At 43.0% G+C, this 16237-nt stretch carries 24 protein-coding genes, 1 tRNA gene and 2 rRNA genes (1 of these 27 running past the window's edge); all 27 read left to right on the top strand.

Annotated elements, in window-relative coordinates:
- The first annotated feature begins 9 nt into the window (after positions 1 to 9).
- Positions 10 to 354, top strand: coding sequence for a 50S ribosomal protein L22 (rplV, locus tag J1C86_RS11000; protein ID WP_002894484.1), 345 nt, complete (start codon positions 10 to 12; stop codon positions 352 to 354).
- A gap of 12 nt (positions 355 to 366) precedes the next feature.
- Positions 367 to 1020 carry a 30S ribosomal protein S3 gene (rpsC, locus tag J1C86_RS10995; protein ID WP_002894486.1) on the top strand — a complete coding sequence of 218 codons (654 nt, stop codon included), beginning with the start codon at positions 367 to 369 and terminating at the stop codon, positions 1018 to 1020.
- Between the two features lie 3 nt (positions 1021 to 1023).
- Positions 1024 to 1437, top strand: a complete 414-nt coding sequence (gene rplP, locus J1C86_RS10990; RefSeq protein ID WP_000960948.1) for a 50S ribosomal protein L16 — start codon at positions 1024 to 1026, stop codon at positions 1435 to 1437.
- Between the two features lie 9 nt (positions 1438 to 1446).
- Entirely contained in the window at positions 1447 to 1653 is a 207-nt protein-coding gene (rpmC, locus tag J1C86_RS10985) for a 50S ribosomal protein L29 (protein WP_002894488.1), read from the top strand.
- 23 nt (positions 1654 to 1676) lie between these two features.
- Positions 1677 to 1937 carry a 30S ribosomal protein S17 gene (gene rpsQ / locus J1C86_RS10980; protein WP_000440801.1) on the top strand — a complete coding sequence of 87 codons (261 nt, stop codon included), beginning with the start codon at positions 1677 to 1679 and terminating at the stop codon, positions 1935 to 1937.
- Positions 1938 to 1962: 25 nt separating this feature from the next.
- Positions 1963 to 2331: a 50S ribosomal protein L14 gene (gene rplN, locus J1C86_RS10975; protein ID WP_002894494.1), complete on the top strand. Its 369-nt coding sequence runs from the start codon at positions 1963 to 1965 to the stop codon at positions 2329 to 2331.
- Positions 2332 to 2406: 75 nt separating this feature from the next.
- Positions 2407 to 2712 (top strand): 50S ribosomal protein L24, encoded by a 306-nt coding sequence (gene rplX / locus J1C86_RS10970; RefSeq protein WP_002894497.1) that lies wholly within the window; start codon positions 2407 to 2409, stop codon positions 2710 to 2712.
- 23 nt (positions 2713 to 2735) lie between these two features.
- Positions 2736 to 3278, top strand: coding sequence for a 50S ribosomal protein L5 (gene rplE, locus J1C86_RS10965; protein ID WP_002894499.1), 543 nt, complete (start codon positions 2736 to 2738; stop codon positions 3276 to 3278).
- Between the two features lie 17 nt (positions 3279 to 3295).
- Positions 3296 to 3481 (top strand): type Z 30S ribosomal protein S14, encoded by a 186-nt coding sequence (locus J1C86_RS10960; protein WP_001085697.1) that lies wholly within the window; start codon positions 3296 to 3298, stop codon positions 3479 to 3481.
- Between the two features lie 284 nt (positions 3482 to 3765).
- A complete protein-coding gene (rpsH, locus tag J1C86_RS10955) occupies positions 3766 to 4164 on the top strand; it encodes a 30S ribosomal protein S8 (protein WP_002899666.1) in 399 nt (132 codons plus the stop codon).
- Positions 4165 to 4353: 189 nt separating this feature from the next.
- On the top strand, positions 4354 to 4890 hold the full coding sequence (gene rplF / locus J1C86_RS10950) for a 50S ribosomal protein L6 (protein ID WP_125407872.1): 537 nt from the start codon (positions 4354 to 4356) through the stop codon (positions 4888 to 4890).
- Positions 4891 to 4975: 85 nt separating this feature from the next.
- Complete coding sequence (gene rplR / locus J1C86_RS10945) at positions 4976 to 5332, top strand: 50S ribosomal protein L18 (RefSeq protein WP_009659213.1); 357 nt, start codon at positions 4976 to 4978, stop codon at positions 5330 to 5332.
- A 17-nt stretch (positions 5333 to 5349) separates the two neighbouring features.
- Positions 5350 to 5844: a 30S ribosomal protein S5 gene (gene rpsE / locus J1C86_RS10940; protein ID WP_002894506.1), complete on the top strand. Its 495-nt coding sequence runs from the start codon at positions 5350 to 5352 to the stop codon at positions 5842 to 5844.
- A 13-nt stretch (positions 5845 to 5857) separates the two neighbouring features.
- Positions 5858 to 6040: a 50S ribosomal protein L30 gene (gene rpmD / locus J1C86_RS10935; RefSeq protein WP_002894509.1), complete on the top strand. Its 183-nt coding sequence runs from the start codon at positions 5858 to 5860 to the stop codon at positions 6038 to 6040.
- A gap of 155 nt (positions 6041 to 6195) precedes the next feature.
- Positions 6196 to 6636 (top strand): 50S ribosomal protein L15, encoded by a 441-nt coding sequence (gene rplO / locus J1C86_RS10930; protein ID WP_002901833.1) that lies wholly within the window; start codon positions 6196 to 6198, stop codon positions 6634 to 6636.
- Positions 6637 to 6648: 12 nt separating this feature from the next.
- On the top strand, positions 6649 to 7956 hold the full coding sequence (gene secY, locus J1C86_RS10925) for a preprotein translocase subunit SecY (RefSeq protein ID WP_125407870.1): 1308 nt from the start codon (positions 6649 to 6651) through the stop codon (positions 7954 to 7956).
- A gap of 173 nt (positions 7957 to 8129) precedes the next feature.
- Complete coding sequence (locus J1C86_RS10920) at positions 8130 to 8768, top strand: adenylate kinase (protein WP_125407868.1); 639 nt, start codon at positions 8130 to 8132, stop codon at positions 8766 to 8768.
- Between the two features lie 117 nt (positions 8769 to 8885).
- Positions 8886 to 9104, top strand: coding sequence for a translation initiation factor IF-1 (gene infA, locus J1C86_RS10915; protein ID WP_001029883.1), 219 nt, complete (start codon positions 8886 to 8888; stop codon positions 9102 to 9104).
- A gap of 22 nt (positions 9105 to 9126) precedes the next feature.
- On the top strand, positions 9127 to 9243 hold the full coding sequence (gene rpmJ / locus J1C86_RS10910) for a 50S ribosomal protein L36 (protein WP_001808836.1): 117 nt from the start codon (positions 9127 to 9129) through the stop codon (positions 9241 to 9243).
- A gap of 17 nt (positions 9244 to 9260) precedes the next feature.
- Positions 9261 to 9626 carry a 30S ribosomal protein S13 gene (gene rpsM / locus J1C86_RS10905; protein WP_002894516.1) on the top strand — a complete coding sequence of 122 codons (366 nt, stop codon included), beginning with the start codon at positions 9261 to 9263 and terminating at the stop codon, positions 9624 to 9626.
- Positions 9627 to 9645: 19 nt separating this feature from the next.
- A complete protein-coding gene (rpsK, locus tag J1C86_RS10900) occupies positions 9646 to 10029 on the top strand; it encodes a 30S ribosomal protein S11 (protein ID WP_001118385.1) in 384 nt (127 codons plus the stop codon).
- A gap of 45 nt (positions 10030 to 10074) precedes the next feature.
- Positions 10075 to 11013, top strand: coding sequence for a DNA-directed RNA polymerase subunit alpha (locus tag J1C86_RS10895; RefSeq protein ID WP_002894519.1), 939 nt, complete (start codon positions 10075 to 10077; stop codon positions 11011 to 11013).
- A gap of 11 nt (positions 11014 to 11024) precedes the next feature.
- The gene (rplQ, locus tag J1C86_RS10890; RefSeq protein WP_002894521.1) at positions 11025 to 11411 is read left to right on the top strand and encodes a 50S ribosomal protein L17; all 387 of its coding nucleotides are present in this window, start codon (positions 11025 to 11027) and stop codon (positions 11409 to 11411) included.
- 247 nt (positions 11412 to 11658) lie between these two features.
- Positions 11659 to 12918 (top strand): gamma-glutamylcysteine synthetase, encoded by a 1260-nt coding sequence (locus tag J1C86_RS10885; protein ID WP_125407866.1) that lies wholly within the window; start codon positions 11659 to 11661, stop codon positions 12916 to 12918.
- 235 nt (positions 12919 to 13153) lie between these two features.
- Positions 13154 to 14701, top strand: a 16S ribosomal RNA gene (locus J1C86_RS10880).
- 64 nt (positions 14702 to 14765) lie between these two features.
- Positions 14766 to 14838, top strand: a tRNA-Ala gene (locus J1C86_RS10875).
- A gap of 127 nt (positions 14839 to 14965) precedes the next feature.
- A 23S ribosomal RNA gene (locus J1C86_RS10870) occupies positions 14966 to 16237 on the top strand; it runs 1629 nt beyond the window's last position.
- The 16S and 23S rRNA genes sit together here with 1 tRNA gene alongside, the layout of an rRNA operon.

Genomic DNA, 16237 nt, shown 5'->3' with positions numbered 1-16237 from the left:
AGAACATAAATGGCAGAAATTACTTCAGCTAAAGCAATGGCTCGTACAGTGCGTGTTTCACCTCGTAAATCTCGTCTGGTTCTTGACAATATTCGTGGTAAAAACGTCGCTGACGCAATCGCAATCTTGAAATTCACTCCAAACAAAGCTGCTGGCATTATCGAAAAAGTTTTGAACTCTGCAATCGCTAATGCTGAAAACAACTTTGGTTTGGAAAAAGCAAACTTGGTAGTATCTGAAGCTTTCGCAAACGAAGGACCAACTATGAAACGTTTCCGTCCGCGCGCTAAAGGTTCAGCTTCACCAATCAACAAACGCACAAGCCACATCACTGTGGTCGTTGCAGAAAAATAAGGAGGTAACATCGTGGGTCAAAAAGTACATCCAATTGGTATGCGTGTCGGCATCATCCGTGATTGGGATGCCAAATGGTATGCTGAAAAAGAATACGCGGATTACCTTCATGAAGATCTTGCAATCCGTAAATTCGTTCAAAAAGAATTGGCTGACGCAGCGATTTCAACTATTGAAATTGAACGCGCAGTAAACAAAGTAAACGTTTCTCTTCACACTGCTAAACCAGGTATGGTTATCGGTAAAGGCGGAGCAAACGTTGATGCACTTCGTGCAAAACTCAACAAATTGACTGGAAAACAAGTCCACATCAACATCATCGAAATCAAGCGTCCTGACTTGGATGCGCATCTGGTTGGTGAAGGAATTGCTCGCCAGCTTGAGCAGCGTGTTGCTTTCCGTCGTGCTCAAAAACAAGCTATCCAACGTACAATGCGTGCAGGAGCTAAAGGAATCAAAACTCAAGTATCAGGTCGTTTGAATGGTGCGGATATTGCCCGCAGCGAAGGTTACTCTGAGGGAACTGTTCCGCTTCACACTCTTCGTGCGGATATCGATTACGCTTGGGAAGAAGCTGATACTACTTACGGTAAACTGGGTGTTAAAGTCTGGATCTACCGTGGAGAAGTCCTTCCAGCTCGTAAAAACACTAAAGGAGGTAAATAACCAATGTTAGTACCTAAACGTGTTAAACACCGTCGCGAATTCCGTGGAAAAATGCGCGGTGAAGCTAAAGGCGGAAAAGAAGTAGCATTTGGAGAATACGGTCTTCAAGCAACTACTAGCCACTGGATCACTAACCGCCAAATCGAAGCTGCCCGTATCGCTATGACTCGTTACATGAAACGTGGTGGTAAAGTTTGGATTAAAATCTTCCCACACAAATCATACACTGCAAAAGCTATCGGTGTACGGATGGGATCTGGTAAAGGTGCTCCAGAAGGATGGGTTGCACCAGTTAAGCGTGGCAAAGTCATGTTTGAAGTTGCTGGCGTTTCAGAAGAAATCGCTCGCGAAGCGCTTCGCCTTGCAAGCCACAAACTTCCAGTTAAATGTAAATTCGTAAAACGTGAAGCAGAATAAGGAGAAGGCATGAAACTTAATGAAGTAAAAGAATTTGTTAAAGAACTTCGTGGTCTTTCTCAAGAAGAACTCGCGAAGCGTGAAAATGAATTGAAGAAAGAATTGTTTGATCTTCGTTTCCAAGCAGCTGCTGGCCAATTGGAGCAGACAGCTCGCCTGAAAGAAGTGAAAAAACAAATCGCTCGTATCAAAACTGTTCAATCAGAAGTTAAATAATAGACTAGGGAAGGAGAATTTCAATGGAACGCAATAATCGTAAAGTTCTTGTCGGACGCGTTGTTTCTGACAAAATGGACAAAACAATCACAGTTGTAGTTGAAACTAAACGTAACCACCCAGTCTATGGTAAACGTATTAACTACTCTAAGAAGTACAAAGCACATGACGAAAACAATGTTGCCAAAGAAGGCGATATCGTTCGTATCATGGAAACTCGTCCGCTTTCAGCTACAAAACGCTTCCGTCTTGTAGAAGTCGTTGAAGAAGCGGTTATCATCTAATCAAACCAGAAAGGAGAAAACTTAAATGATTCAAACAGAAACTCGTTTGAAAGTTGCCGACAACAGCGGCGCTCGCGAAATCTTGACAATCAAAGTTCTTGGTGGCTCAGGACGTAAGTTCGCTAACATCGGTGATGTAATCGTTGCGTCTGTAAAACAAGCTACTCCTGGTGGTGCGGTTAAGAAAGGTGACGTTGTAAAAGCTGTTATCGTTCGTACTAAATCAGGTGCTCGTCGTAAAGATGGTTCATACATCAAATTTGACGAAAACGCTGCAGTCATCATCCGTGAAGACAAAACTCCTCGCGGAACTCGTATCTTCGGCCCAGTTGCTCGCGAATTGCGTGACGGTGGCTTTATGAAGATCGTATCATTGGCTCCAGAAGTACTTTAATCGAAATTAACAAACACAGTCCCCTGGCAAAAGTCAGGGTGCCCCTATGGGCGTAAGAATTAAGAGGAGAAATAAATGTTTGTAAAAAAAGGCGACAAAGTTCGCGTAATTGCTGGTAAAGACAAGGGTGTTGAAGCACTTGTTGTTACAGCTCTTCCAAAAGTAAACAAAGTTGTTGTTGAAGGTGTAAACATCGTTAAGAAACACCAAAAGCCAAATAACGAAAACCCTCAAGGTGCTATCGTGGAAAAAGAAGCACCAATCCATGTGTCAAACGTTCAAGTGCTTGACAAGAATGGTGTTGCAGGACGTGTTGGCTACAAGTTTGTAGACGGCAAAAAAGTTCGTTACAATAAAAAATCAGGCGAAGTGCTTGACTAATCACGAAGGAAAGGAGAAGTATAATGGCAAATCGTTTAAAAGAAAAATATCTTAAAGAAGTAGTTCCTGCTTTGACTGAAAAGTTCAACTACTCATCTGTTATGGCTGTGCCAAAAGTGGATAAAATCGTTTTGAACATGGGTGTCGGTGACGCTGTATCAAACGCTAAAAACCTTGAAAAAGCTGCTGAAGAATTGGCTCTTATCTCAGGTCAAAAACCACTTATCACTAAAGCTAAAAAATCAATCGCCGGCTTCCGTCTTCGTGAAGGTGTAGCGATCGGTGCTAAAGTAACCCTTCGTGGCGAACGTATGTATGAATTCTTGGATAAATTGGTTTCAGTTTCTCTTCCACGTGTTCGTGACTTCCACGGTGTTCCAACAAAATCTTTTGATGGACGCGGAAACTACACGCTTGGTGTGAAAGAACAATTGATCTTCCCAGAAATCAACTTTGATGACGTTGATAAGACTCGCGGTCTTGACATCGTTATCGTAACAACTGCTAACACTGACGAAGAGTCACGCGAATTGCTTACAGGCCTTGGAATGCCTTTTGCAAAATAATATAGGAGGTAAAACAAATGGCTAAAAAATCAATGATTGCTAAGAACAAACGCCCAGCTAAGTTCTCTACGCAAGCTTATACTCGTTGTGAAAAATGTGGCCGTCCACATTCCGTTTACCGCAAGTTTAAACTTTGCCGTGTTTGCTTCCGTGAATTAGCATACAAAGGACAAATCCCTGGCGTTACCAAAGCATCTTGGTAATTTAAGATATCAAGGGCGTCAAAACTCCAAGTGAAAATAGGAAACTTGACGAAGAAACTACAGTTTCTAGGAAAGTTTGTCTTTTTCACACAGAGTTTAGCCCGGGTTCAGTTGGGCTTACCAATTTGAACACGAGCTACAGCTTTGGCAAAAAAGACCAATTTGCTTTGGAGCATCGCTCCTACATTAAATTGTCTATTTTTGCTTGTGCTGTTACGCTCTTTGTATCATGTATTAACTAGCAAGTGCAGCTTGCAAACTACTAGTAAGAGGAGAAATATAAAATGGTTATGACTGACCCAATTGCAGACTTTCTGACACGTATCCGTAATGCTAACCAAGCAAACCACGAAGTGCTTGAAGTGCCTGCATCAAACATCAAAAAAGGGATTGCTGAAATCCTGAAGCGTGAAGGTTTTGTAAAAAACGTTGAAATCATCGAAGATGACAAACAAGGCATCATCCGTGTATTCCTTAAATACGGACAAAATGGTGAAAAAGTTATCACTGGTTTGAAACGCGTTTCAAAACCAGGTCTGCGTGTTTACAAGAAACGCGAAGATCTTCCAAAAGTTCTGAACGGACTTGGAATTGCTATCCTTTCAACATCTGAAGGCTTGCTGACTGATAAAGAAGCACGCCAAAAGAATGTTGGTGGTGAGGTTATCGCTTACGTTTGGTAATATTTAGCTCCCAATTTCTTTGTGACTCTTCGTTATCGTCTCTTGCCTAACTCAGAGTTGTGCCCGCGAGACGATGCCTTGATTCACTTTGAAATTGAGACCTAAATTTTCCTTTAAATTGAGAAATCGATTTACCCCCCGTGAAAACTGGTCGCTTGCGGCCTGACAATCTAACAGGAGAATATATACATGTCACGTATTGGTAATAAAGTTATTGTGTTGCCTGCTGGTGTTGAACTTAGCAACAAAGACAACGTTGTAACTGTAAAAGGACCTAAAGGAGAACTGACTCGTGAGTTCTCAAAAGATATTGAAATCCGTGTGGAAGGGACTGAAGTTACTCTTCACCGTCCAAACGATTCAAAAGAAATGAAAACAATCCACGGAACTACTCGTGCCCTTTTGAACAACATGGTTGTTGGTGTATCAGAAGGATTCAAGAAAGAACTTGAAATGCGTGGTGTTGGTTACCGTGCTCAACTTCAAGGCAAAAAGCTTGTACTTTCAGTTGGTAAATCTCATCCAGACGAAGTAGAAGCACCAGAAGGCATCACTTTTGAACTTCCAAACCCAACGACTATCGTTGTCAGCGGAATTTCAAAAGAAGTAGTTGGACAAACTGCAGCTTACGTACGTAGCCTGCGTGCTCCAGAACCATACAAAGGTAAAGGTATCCGCTACGTTGGTGAATTCGTTCGCCGTAAAGAAGGTAAAACTGGTAAATAATCTTGTCTGGCTGATTTTTTCAGCCAAACAAGCTGTTTCCCAACGTTGTGCATAAGCACAAGATTAAAATTAAGAGGTGAAAATTGTGATTACGAAACCAGATAAAAATAAAATCCGCCAAAAACGCCACCGTCGCGTTCGCGGAAAACTCTCTGGAACTGCTGATCGCCCACGTTTGAACGTATTCCGTTCTAATACAGGCATCTACGCTCAAGTGATTGATGACGTAGCGGGTGTAACGCTCGCAAGCGCTTCAACTCTTGACAAAGAAGTTTCAAAAGGAACTAAAACAGAACAAGCCGTTGTTGTTGGTAAGCTCGTTGCTGAACGTGCAGTTGCTAAAGGTATTTCTGAAGTCGTCTTCGACCGCGGTGGATATCTCTATCACGGACGTGTAAAAGCTTTGGCTGATGCAGCTCGTGAAAACGGATTGAAATTCTAAGAGGAGGACACTAGAAAATGGCATTTAAAGACAACGCAGTTGAACTTGAAGAACGTTTAGTTGCCATCAACCGTGTTACAAAAGTTGTTAAAGGTGGACGTCGTCTTCGCTTTGCAGCTCTTGTAGTTGTTGGTGATCGCAATGGTCGTGTTGGCTTCGGTACTGGTAAAGCTCAAGAAGTACCAGAAGCAATCCGCAAGGCAGTTGAAGATGCGAAGAAGAATTTGATTGAAGTACCAATGGTTGGCACAACAATTCCTCACGAAGTTCTTTCAGAATTTGGCGGAGCGAAAGTATTGCTTAAGCCAGCTGTTGAGGGTTCTGGAGTTGCTGCTGGTGGTGCGGTTCGTGCCGTCATCGAGTTGGCAGGTGTAGCAGATGTTACATCTAAATCTCTTGGCTCTAACACTCCAATCAACATCGTTCGCGCAACTGTTGAAGGTTTGAAACAATTAAAACGCGCTGAAGAAGTTGCTGCCCTTCGTGGTATTTCAGTTTCTGACTTGGCATAAGAAAGGGGATAACATGGCTCAAATTAAAATTACTTTGACTAAGTCTCCAATCGGACGCATTCCGTCACAACGTAAAACTGTTGTAGCACTTGGACTTGGCAAATTGAACAGCTCAGTTATCAAAGAAGATAATCCAGCAGTACGCGGTATGATTACTGCAGTATCACACTTGGTAACTGTTGAAGAAGTTAAATAAGCTTTGCTGGTTTAACAACTTTAAATTCAAAATACATTAGGGGATGGGATTTTCTCAGCCCCTAAAACTAAATATATGTATAGGCGAGTTTATATAGGAGACACCTTTTCTCCTATATGAGCGCTAGCATTTTACAAAAGAGGAGAAATAATATAATGAAACTTCATGAATTACAACCTGCTGCAGGTTCTCGTAAAGTCCGCAACCGTGTTGGTCGTGGTACATCATCTGGTAACGGTAAAACATCTGGCCGTGGTCAAAAAGGTCAAAAAGCTCGTAGCGGTGGCGGCGTTCGCCTTGGTTTTGAAGGTGGACAAACTCCATTGTTCCGTCGTCTTCCAAAACGTGGCTTCCTGAACATCAACCGCAAAGAATATGCAATTGTTAACCTTGACCAACTGAACGCCTTTGAAGATGGCGCTGAAGTAACACCAGTTGTTCTCATCGAAGCAGGTATTGTAAAAGCTGAAAAATCAGGTATCAAGATTCTTGGTAACGGAGAATTGACAAAGAAATTGACTGTTAAGGCAGCTAAATTCTCTAAATCAGCTGAAGAAGCTATCACTGCTAAAGGTGGTTCAGTGGAAGTCATCTAAGCGAGGTGACCTATGTTTTTCAAACTATTAAAAGACGCATTTAAAATCAAACAGGTACGGTCTAAGATTCTGTTCACGATTTTTATCATCTTAGTTTTCCGTATCGGTACAACCATAACGGTTCCAGGGATTAATGCCAAAGCCTTAAGCAATTTGAATGATTTGCCATTCCTGAATATGCTGAGCTTGGTCTCTGGTAACGCCATGCGCAACTTCTCAGTCTTTGCTCTGGGAGTCAGTCCATACATCACAGCTTCTATCGTTGTTCAGTTGCTGCAAATGGACTTGCTTCCGAAGTTTGTAGAGTGGGGCAAGCAAGGGGAAGTAGGACGGAGGAAGCTGAATCAAGCGACCCGTTATATTGCCCTCGTGTTGGCCTTTGTGCAGGCGATTGGGATTACCGCTGGTTTCGATACTCTCTCAAGAGCTAATCTGGTTGCCAATCCTAATGTGCAGACCTACGCTTTGATTTGCGTTCTTCTAGCAACGGGTTCTATGATTGTGACCTGGCTGGGAGAGCAGATTACGGATAAGGGTTACGGAAATGGCGTTTCCATGATTATCTTTGCGGGTATCGTCTCTGCAATCCCTGATATGATTAAAGGCATCTATGAAGATTATTTTGTCAATATCCCTAGTGATCGTTTGACTTCATCTTTCATTTTTGTAGGGATTCTGATTGTGGCAGTCCTGCTTATCATTTACTTTACAACCTTTGTACAGCAGGCTGAATATAAAATTCCAATTCAGTATACGAAAGTAGCTAAGGGTGCACCTTCTAGCTCATATCTGCCATTGAAAGTCAATCCGGCTGGGGTTATTCCTGTAATCTTTGCCAGCTCCATTACAGCTGCACCGGCAGCGATTTTCCAAGTTGTCAGTGCCATGGGCTATGACGCAGATTGGGTTAAGACAGCTCAATCACTTTTGGCAACAACGACCATTAGTGGTATGTTCATGTACGCATTCTTGATTGTCCTCTTTACATTCTTCTATACTTTTGTACAGATTAATCCAGAGAAGACAGCAGAAAATCTGCAAAAGAGCGGAGCCTACATTCCAGGTGTTCGTCCTGGTAAAGGAACAGAAGACTACATGTCTAAGCTTTTACGTCGTTTGGCTACAGTGGGATCTCTCTTCCTAGGTTTCATTTCTATCCTGCCTATCTTGGCTAAAGATGTATTTGGATTGACAGATGCCGTTGCTCTTGGAGGAACCAGTCTCTTGATCATCATCTCAACTGGTATTGAGGGAATGAAACAGCTAGAAGGCTACCTGCTGAAGAGAAAGTATGTCGGCTTTATGGATACTTCAGAGTAAGGGAATTTTTGAATAGCTTTTCTAATGAGAAGCCTGTTTAGATAACCTTTCTTGAACCGAAAATAAACAAAATAAAAGGGGACAGAGTAGACTCACCCCCTTCTATTTTGTTTTTAAACGAGTTTATTAATCGGTTTAATAGATTGCTTTAAAAACAAAAAAGGAGACCAATCATGAATCTTTTGATTATGGGCTTACCAGGTGCTGGTAAAGGAACTCAAGCTGCTAAAATCGTTGAGCATTTCAATGTTGCGCATATTTCGACTGGAGATATGTTCCGTGCGGCGATTGCTAACCAAACAGAGATGGGCGTTTTAGCCAAGTCATATATTGACAAGGGCGAGTTGGTCCCAGACCAAGTGACAAACGGTATTGTCAAAGAGCGTTTGAGTCAAGACGATATTAAGCAAACAGGCTTCCTCTTGGATGGCTATCCTCGCACGATTGAGCAAGCACATGCCTTGGACAAAACATTGGCTGAACTTGGTATCGAACTTGAAGGTGTAATCAATATTGAAGTGAATCCAGACTGTCTCTTGGAGCGTTTGAGCGGTCGGATTATCCATCGTCAAACAGGCGAAACCTTCCACAAGGTCTTCAATCCGCCAGCAGACTATAAGGAAGAGGATTATTACCAGCGCGAAGATGACAAGCCTGAGACAGTTAAGCGTCGTTTGGATGTCAACATCGCTCAAGGTCAGCCAATCATTGATCACTATCGCAGCAAAGGTTTGGTCCATGATATTCAAGGGAATCAAGATATTGATGATGTCTTCTCTGACATTGAAAAAGTGCTGACAAATTTGAAATAAAAGCGTTTTTCCTGCTTGCAATATTTGACAAGTAGTGATACAATGAATTAGTCTGACTTATAATTGTTACCTCTGTGCTCAGAGGGATCAAATCGAAATTTATGGAGGTACTTTTGCGTGGCAAAAGACGATGTGATTGAGGTTGAAGGCAAGGTAGTTGATACAATGCCGAATGCAATGTTTACGGTTGAACTTGAAAATGGACATCAGATTTTAGCAACAGTTTCTGGTAAAATTCGTAAAAACTATATTCGTATTTTAGCGGGAGACCGTGTGACTGTAGAAATGAGTCCTTATGATTTGACACGTGGACGGATCACATACCGCTTTAAATAATCGAAAAACTTGGAGGGAAAAAATGAAAGTAAGACCATCGGTCAAACCAATTTGCGAATACTGCAAAGTTATTCGTCGTAATGGTCGTGTTATGGTAATTTGCCCAGCAAATCCAAAACACAAACAACGTCAAGGATAAGATAGAAAGGAGAAAAAATGGCTCGTATTGCTGGAGTTGACATTCCAAATGACAAACGTGTAGTCGTTTCACTGACTTATGTGTACGGTATCGGACTTCCAACTTCTAAGAAAATCTTGGCAGCTGCTGGAGTTTCAGAAGACATCCGTGTAAAAGATCTTACAATCGAACAAGAAGACGCTATCCGTCGTGAAGTAGATGCGATTAAAGTTGAAGGTGACCTTCGTCGTGAAGTAAACTTGAACATCAAACGTTTGATGGAAATCGGTTCATACCGTGGAATCCGTCACCGTCGTGGACTTCCTGTCCGTGGACAAAACACTAAAAATAACGCCCGCACTCGTAAAGGTAAAGCTGTTGCGATTGCAGGTAAGAAAAAATAATATAAGGAGGTAAAAAGTCTTGGCTAAACCAACACGTAAACGTCGTGTGAAGAAAAATATCGAATCCGGTATTGCTCATATTCACGCTACATTTAATAACACTATTGTTATGATTACTGATGTGCATGGTAACGCGATTGCTTGGTCATCTGCTGGAGCTCTTGGATTTAAAGGTTCTCGTAAATCTACACCATTTGCTGCCCAAATGGCATCTGAAGCAGCTGCTAAATCTGCACAGGAACACGGTCTGAAATCAGTTGAAGTTACTGTAAAAGGTCCAGGTTCTGGTCGTGAGTCTGCTATTCGTGCTCTTGCTGCCGCTGGTCTTGAAGTAACAGCTATTCGTGATGTGACTCCTGTACCACACAATGGTGCTCGTCCTCCAAAACGTCGCCGTGTATAATCACCAACCGTTACACTGCTTTTCGTTTAAGAGGGAGTATAGCAAATGATTGAGTTTGAAAAACCAAATATAACAAAAATTGATGAAAATAAAGATTATGGCAAGTTTGTAGTAGAGCCGCTTGAGCGTGGCTATGGTACAACACTGGGAAATTCTCTTCGCCGTGTGCTTTTGGCTTCACTTCCAGGTGCTGCTGTTACTTCAATTAATATTGAAGGTGTTTTGCACGAGTTTGATACAATTTCCGGTGTCCGTGAAGACGTGATGCAAATTATTCTGAACGTCAAAGGGATTGCTGTAAAATCTTACGTCCAAGACGAAAAGATTATTGAACTGGATGTTGAAGGACCAGCAGAAGTAACTGCCGGAGATATTTTGACAGACAGTGATATTGAAATTATAAACCCTGATCATTATCTCTTTACAATCGGAGAAGGCGCAAGCTTTAAGGCAACGATGACTGTCAACAGCGGTCGTGGTTATGTGCCTGCAGATGAAAATAAGAAAGATGATGCACCAGTGGGAACACTTGCGGTGGATTCTATCTATACGCCAGTGACAAAAGTTAATTACCAGGTTGAACCAGCTCGTGTTGGTAGCAACGATGGTTTTGACAAACTAACCCTTGAAATTTTAACGAATGGAACAATTATTCCTGAAGATGCTTTGGGACTTTCAGCCCGCATCCTTACGGAACATTTGAATCTCTTCACTAACTTGACAGAAGTAGCTATCGCTGCAGACGTTATGAAGGAAGCAGAAAAAACTTCTGATGACCGCATTTTGGAACGGACCATCGAAGAATTAGATTTGTCAGTTCGCTCATACAACTGTTTGAAACGTGCAGGTATCAATACTGTATTTGATTTGACAGAAAAATCTGAGCCTGAAATGATGAAAGTTCGTAACTTGGGACGCAAGAGTCTGGAAGAAGTAAAAGTTAAACTTGCTGATCTCGGTCTGGGGTTAAAAAACGATAAATAAAGGAGGAATACATGGCTTACCGTAAACTAGGACGCACTAGCTCACAACGTAAAGCAATGCTTCGCGATTTGACTACTGATTTGCTAATCAACGAATCAATCGTGACAACTGAAGCTCGTGCTAAAGAAATCCGTAAAACAGTTGAAAAAATGATTACATTGGGCAAACGTGGAGACTTGCACGCTCGTCGTCAAGCAGCAGCTTTTGTACGCAATGAAATCGCATCAGAAAACTATGATGAAGCAACAGAAAAGTATACTACAACTACTGCTCTTCAAAAATTGTTCTCTGAGATTGCACCACGCTATGCAGAGCGCAACGGTGGATATACTCGTATCCTGAAAACTGAACCGCGCCGCGGAGATGCTGCGCCAATGGCAATCATCGAATTAGTATAAGATCATCAATCTTTGTTGAGTGTTATGATGATGGAATAGAAGCTCTATTCTTAGTCTAGCTCTGGTCTACCGCTAGGATTTTTTCCTAGCGGGAACACTCATCATATAGGTGATAATAGGTAGACGCTTGTTTACGAAATTGCTTTTAAGGCAAAAACAATTTCGTAAGCAGGCGTTTTTGCATGAGGCTAGGAAAATACCTTAAATTTTGTTATAATACTCTAACACTATCAAAAATTTATAGGAAATGAAAATGACTGATTCAATCCAAATTTTAAAAGAACGCTATTTAAAGAATATCAAAGAAAATCCAACTGTCTACATTGGCATTGAGTTAGAATTTCCTATTGTCAATAGCCAGGGCGGAGCAACGGATCCAAATGTTGCCAAGAATCTCTTGAAGCGTCTGTTGGAAGAGTATGATTTTGAGGCAGAACGATTTGATAGAGACGGGAACCCCATCCAACTGAAATCGACTAAAAATGAAGACAGAATTCTTTTTGAGGTCTCTTACAATACTTTAGAATTTGCTTTTGCCAAGGCTAGCAGAATTCAAGAAGTTGAAGAACGTTTTAAGGACTATCTGAACATTATTCAGCCAATTCTTCGCACAGAAAACCATGAAATTCAAGGTAAAGGTATTCATCCTTTCTGGTCAGAAAATGATAATAGTCCAGTTAAGTATCCAAGATATGAAATGCTGATGCAGTATTTAGCTATGGGAAAGAACATGGAAGGTTTGCACAATTATCCAGAATATGGTGCTTTTATCTGTGGGAGTCAAGTTCAGCTGGATGTTTCAAGAGAAAATTATTTAACTGTTATCAATGTCTTCAATCAAATTGAAGCTGCTAAGGCATACCTTTTTGCCAATTCAGAGTTTTCAGATTCTTCTTGGAATACAAAAATCGCTCGAGATATTTTCTGGGAGCAATCGATGCATGGCATTTTACAGGAAAATGCGGGTGTTAATTCGAAAGATTTTCAAACTGAAGATGAATTTTTTGCATATCTTGATAGATCAGCACTTTTTACTGCCGAACGAAATGGTCAATCCTACTATTTCTATCCGATAGCTGCTAATGAATACTTGAGCCAGAAAACTATTGAGGCTTATGACCTTTCAGGCGAAAAAACAAACTTGACTCCAAGGGAAGCAGACTTCAAGAATCACAGAAGTTACCAGTATCAAGATTTGACGACACGGGGGACAGTAGAGTTTCGGAGTGTCTGTACTCAGCCTTTTGATAGAACCTTTTCTTCTGCTGCTTTTCATCTTGGTATTTTAGAAAATTTGGAAAGTGTAAAAGCCTATTTACAAAACGCTCCCTTCTTTCAGGAGGAAAGTCGGGATTACAAAGCTTTAAGAAGAAAGTTTTCTAAAAAAGAGTTGACCGCAAGTGAAACAGATCATATTTATGAATTCACAAAGACTTTGCTTCAGCTGGCGAGAGCTGGTTTATTAGCTCGTCAACTAGGTGAGGAAGCTTATCTTCCCACTCTTTAATAGAGGCTAGCCTCTGATGAATAAAAAATTCTAGAAAACTTTTAATTTTTTTCAAAAAAGGTATTGACAGGTAGTAGGTATAGGTGATATACTAATATAGTTGTCGCGAAAGACAAAGCCCTTTGAAAACTGAACAAGACGAACCAAGTGCAGGGTGACATAGAGATATGTAACCTGTCAAAAAAACGAGAAAATAAATCTGTCAGTGGACAGTAATGAGTGCGAACTCAAACTTTTTAATGAGAGTTTGATCCTGGCTCAGGACGAACGCTGGCGGCGTGCCTAATACATGCAAGTAGAACGCTGAAGAGAGGAGCTTGCTCTTCTTGGATGAGTTGCGAACGGGTGAGTAACGCGTAGGTAACCTGCCTGGTAGCGGGGGATAACTATTGGAAACGATAGCTAATACCGCATAAAATTGATTATTGCATGATAATTAATTGAAAGATGCAATTGCATCACTACCAGATGGACCTGCGTTGTATTAGCTAGTTGGTGAGGTAACGGCTCACCAAGGCGACGATACATAGCCGACCTGAGAGGGTGATCGGCCACACTGGGACTGAGACACGGCCCAGACTCCTACGGGAGGCAGCAGTAGGGAATCTTCGGCAATGGGGGGAACCCTGACCGAGCAACGCCGCGTGAGTGAAGAAGGTTTTCGGATCGTAAAGCTCTGTTGTAAGAGAAGAACGGGTGTGAGAGTGGAAAGTTCACACTGTGACGGTATCTTACCAGAAAGGGACGGCTAACTACGTGCCAGCAGCCGCGGTAATACGTAGGTCCCGAGCGTTGTCCGGATTTATTGGGCGTAAAGCGAGCGCAGGCGGTTAGATAAGTCTGAAGTTAAAGGCTGTGGCTTAACCATAGTATGCTTTGGAAACTGTTTAACTTGAGTGCAGAAGGGGAGAGTGGAATTCCATGTGTAGCGGTGAAATGCGTAGATATATGGAGGAACACCGGTGGCGAAAGCGGCTCTCTGGTCTGTAACTGACGCTGAGGCTCGAAAGCGTGGGGAGCAAACAGGATTAGATACCCTGGTAGTCCACGCCGTAAACGATGAGTGCTAGGTGTTAGGCCCTTTCCGGGGCTTAGTGCCGCAGCTAACGCATTAAGCACTCCGCCTGGGGAGTACGACCGCAAGGTTGAAACTCAAAGGAATTGACGGGGGCCCGCACAAGCGGTGGAGCATGTGGTTTAATTCGAAGCAACGCGAAGAACCTTACCAGGTCTTGACATCCCTCTGACCGCTCTAGAGATAGAGTTTTCCTTCGGGACAGAGGTGACAGGTGGTGCATGGTTGTCGTCAGCTCGTGTCGTGAGATGTTGGGTTAAGTCCCGCAACGAGCGCAACCCCTATTGTTAGTTGCCATCATTGAGTTGGGCACTCTAGCGAGACTGCCGGTAATAAACCGGAGGAAGGTGGGGATGACGTCAAATCATCATGCCCCTTATGACCTGGGCTACACACGTGCTACAATGGCTGGTACAACGAGTCGCAAGCCGGTGACGGCAAGCTAATCTCTGAAAGCCAGTCTCAGTTCGGATTGTAGGCTGCAACTCGCCTACATGAAGTCGGAATCGCTAGTAATCGCGGATCAGCACGCCGCGGTGAATACGTTCCCGGGCCTTGTACACACCGCCCGTCACACCACGAGAGTTTGTAACACCCGAAGTCGGTGAGGTAACCGTAAGGAGCCAGCCGCCTAAGGTGGGATAGATGATTGGGGTGAAGTCGTAACAAGGTAGCCGTATCGGAAGGTGCGGCTGGATCACCTCCTTTCTAAGGAGTCCGTAAGGACACACGGAATGCACTTGAGTCTTGTTTAGTTTTGAGAGGGCTATGTGGGGCCTTAGCTCAGCTGGGAGAGCGCCTGCTTTGCACGCAGGAGGTCAGCGGTTCGATCCCGCTAGGCTCCATTATCTAGTTTGACTAGATAAAGAACTTGTCCATTGAAAATTGAATACCGATATCAAATAGTAACAAGAAAATAAACCGAAAACGCTGTAAAAATTAATGAGTTTAAGACTGAAAGGTCAAAAATAAGGTTAAGTTAGTAAGGGCGCACGGTGGATGCCTTGGCACTAGGAGCCGATGAAGGACGTGACAAACGACGAAATGCCTCGGGGAGCTGTAAGTAAGCACTTGATCCGGGGGTGTCCGAATGGGGGAACCCAACAGGTTGATGCCTGTTACCCATTTCTGTTAAGGGAATGAGGAGGAAGACGCAGTGAACTGAAACATCTAAGTAGCTGCAGGAAGAGAAAGCAAAAGCGATTGCCTTAGTAGCGGCGAGCGAAGAGGCAGGAGGGCAAACCGAAGAGTTTACTCTTCGGGGTTGTAGGACTGCAATGTGGACTCAGAATTTATAGAAGAATGACTTGGGAAAGTCAGCCAAAGAGAGTAAGAGCCTCGTATTTTAAATAGATTCTGTACCTAGCAGTATCCTGAGTACGGCGGGACACGTGAAATCCCGTCGGAATCTGGGAGGACCATCTCCCAACCCTAAATACTCCCTAGTGACCGATAGTGAACCAGTACCGTGAGGGAAAGGTGAAAAGCACCCCGGGAGGGGAGTGAAATAGAACCTGAAACCGTGTGCCTACAACAAGTTCGAGCCCGTTAATGGGTGAGAGCGTGCCTTTTGTAGAATGAACCGGCGAGTTACGTTATGATGCGAGGTTAAGTTGAAGAGACGGAGCCGTAGGGAAACCGAGTCTGAATAGGGCGCTTTAGTATCATGATGTAGACCCGAAACCATGTGACCTACCCATGAGCAGGTTGAAGGTGCGGTAAAACGCACTGGAGGACCGAACCAGGGCACGTTGAAAAGTGCTTGGATGACTTGTGGGTAGCGGAGAAATTCCAAACGAACTTGGAGATAGCTGGTTCTCTCCGAAATAGCTTTAGGGCTAGCGTCGACATAAAGATTCTTGGAGGTAGAGCACTGTTTGGGTGAGGGGTCCATCCCGGATTACCAATCTCAGATAAACTCCGAATGCCAATGAATTATGGTCGGCAGTCAGACTGCGAGTGCTAAGATCCGTAGTCGAAAGGGAAACAGCCCAGACCACCAGCTAAGGTCCCAAAATAATTGTTAAGTGGAAAAGGATGTGGGGTTGCACAGACAACTAGGATGTTAGCTTAGAAGCAGCTATTCATTCAAAGAGTGCGTAATAGCTCACTAGTCGAGTGACCCTGCGCCGAAAATGTACCGGGGCTAAAACAATTTACCGAAGCTGTGGATACCTTTTATAGGTATGGTAGGAGAGCGTTCTATGTGTGGAGAAGGTGTACCGTGAGGAGTGCTGGAACGCA

This window comes from Streptococcus sanguinis (genome assembly GCF_050220005.1).
Taxonomy (GTDB): Bacteria; Bacillota; Bacilli; order Lactobacillales; family Streptococcaceae; genus Streptococcus; species Streptococcus sanguinis_Z.
This window is presented reverse-complemented; position numbering and strand designations above follow the sequence as displayed.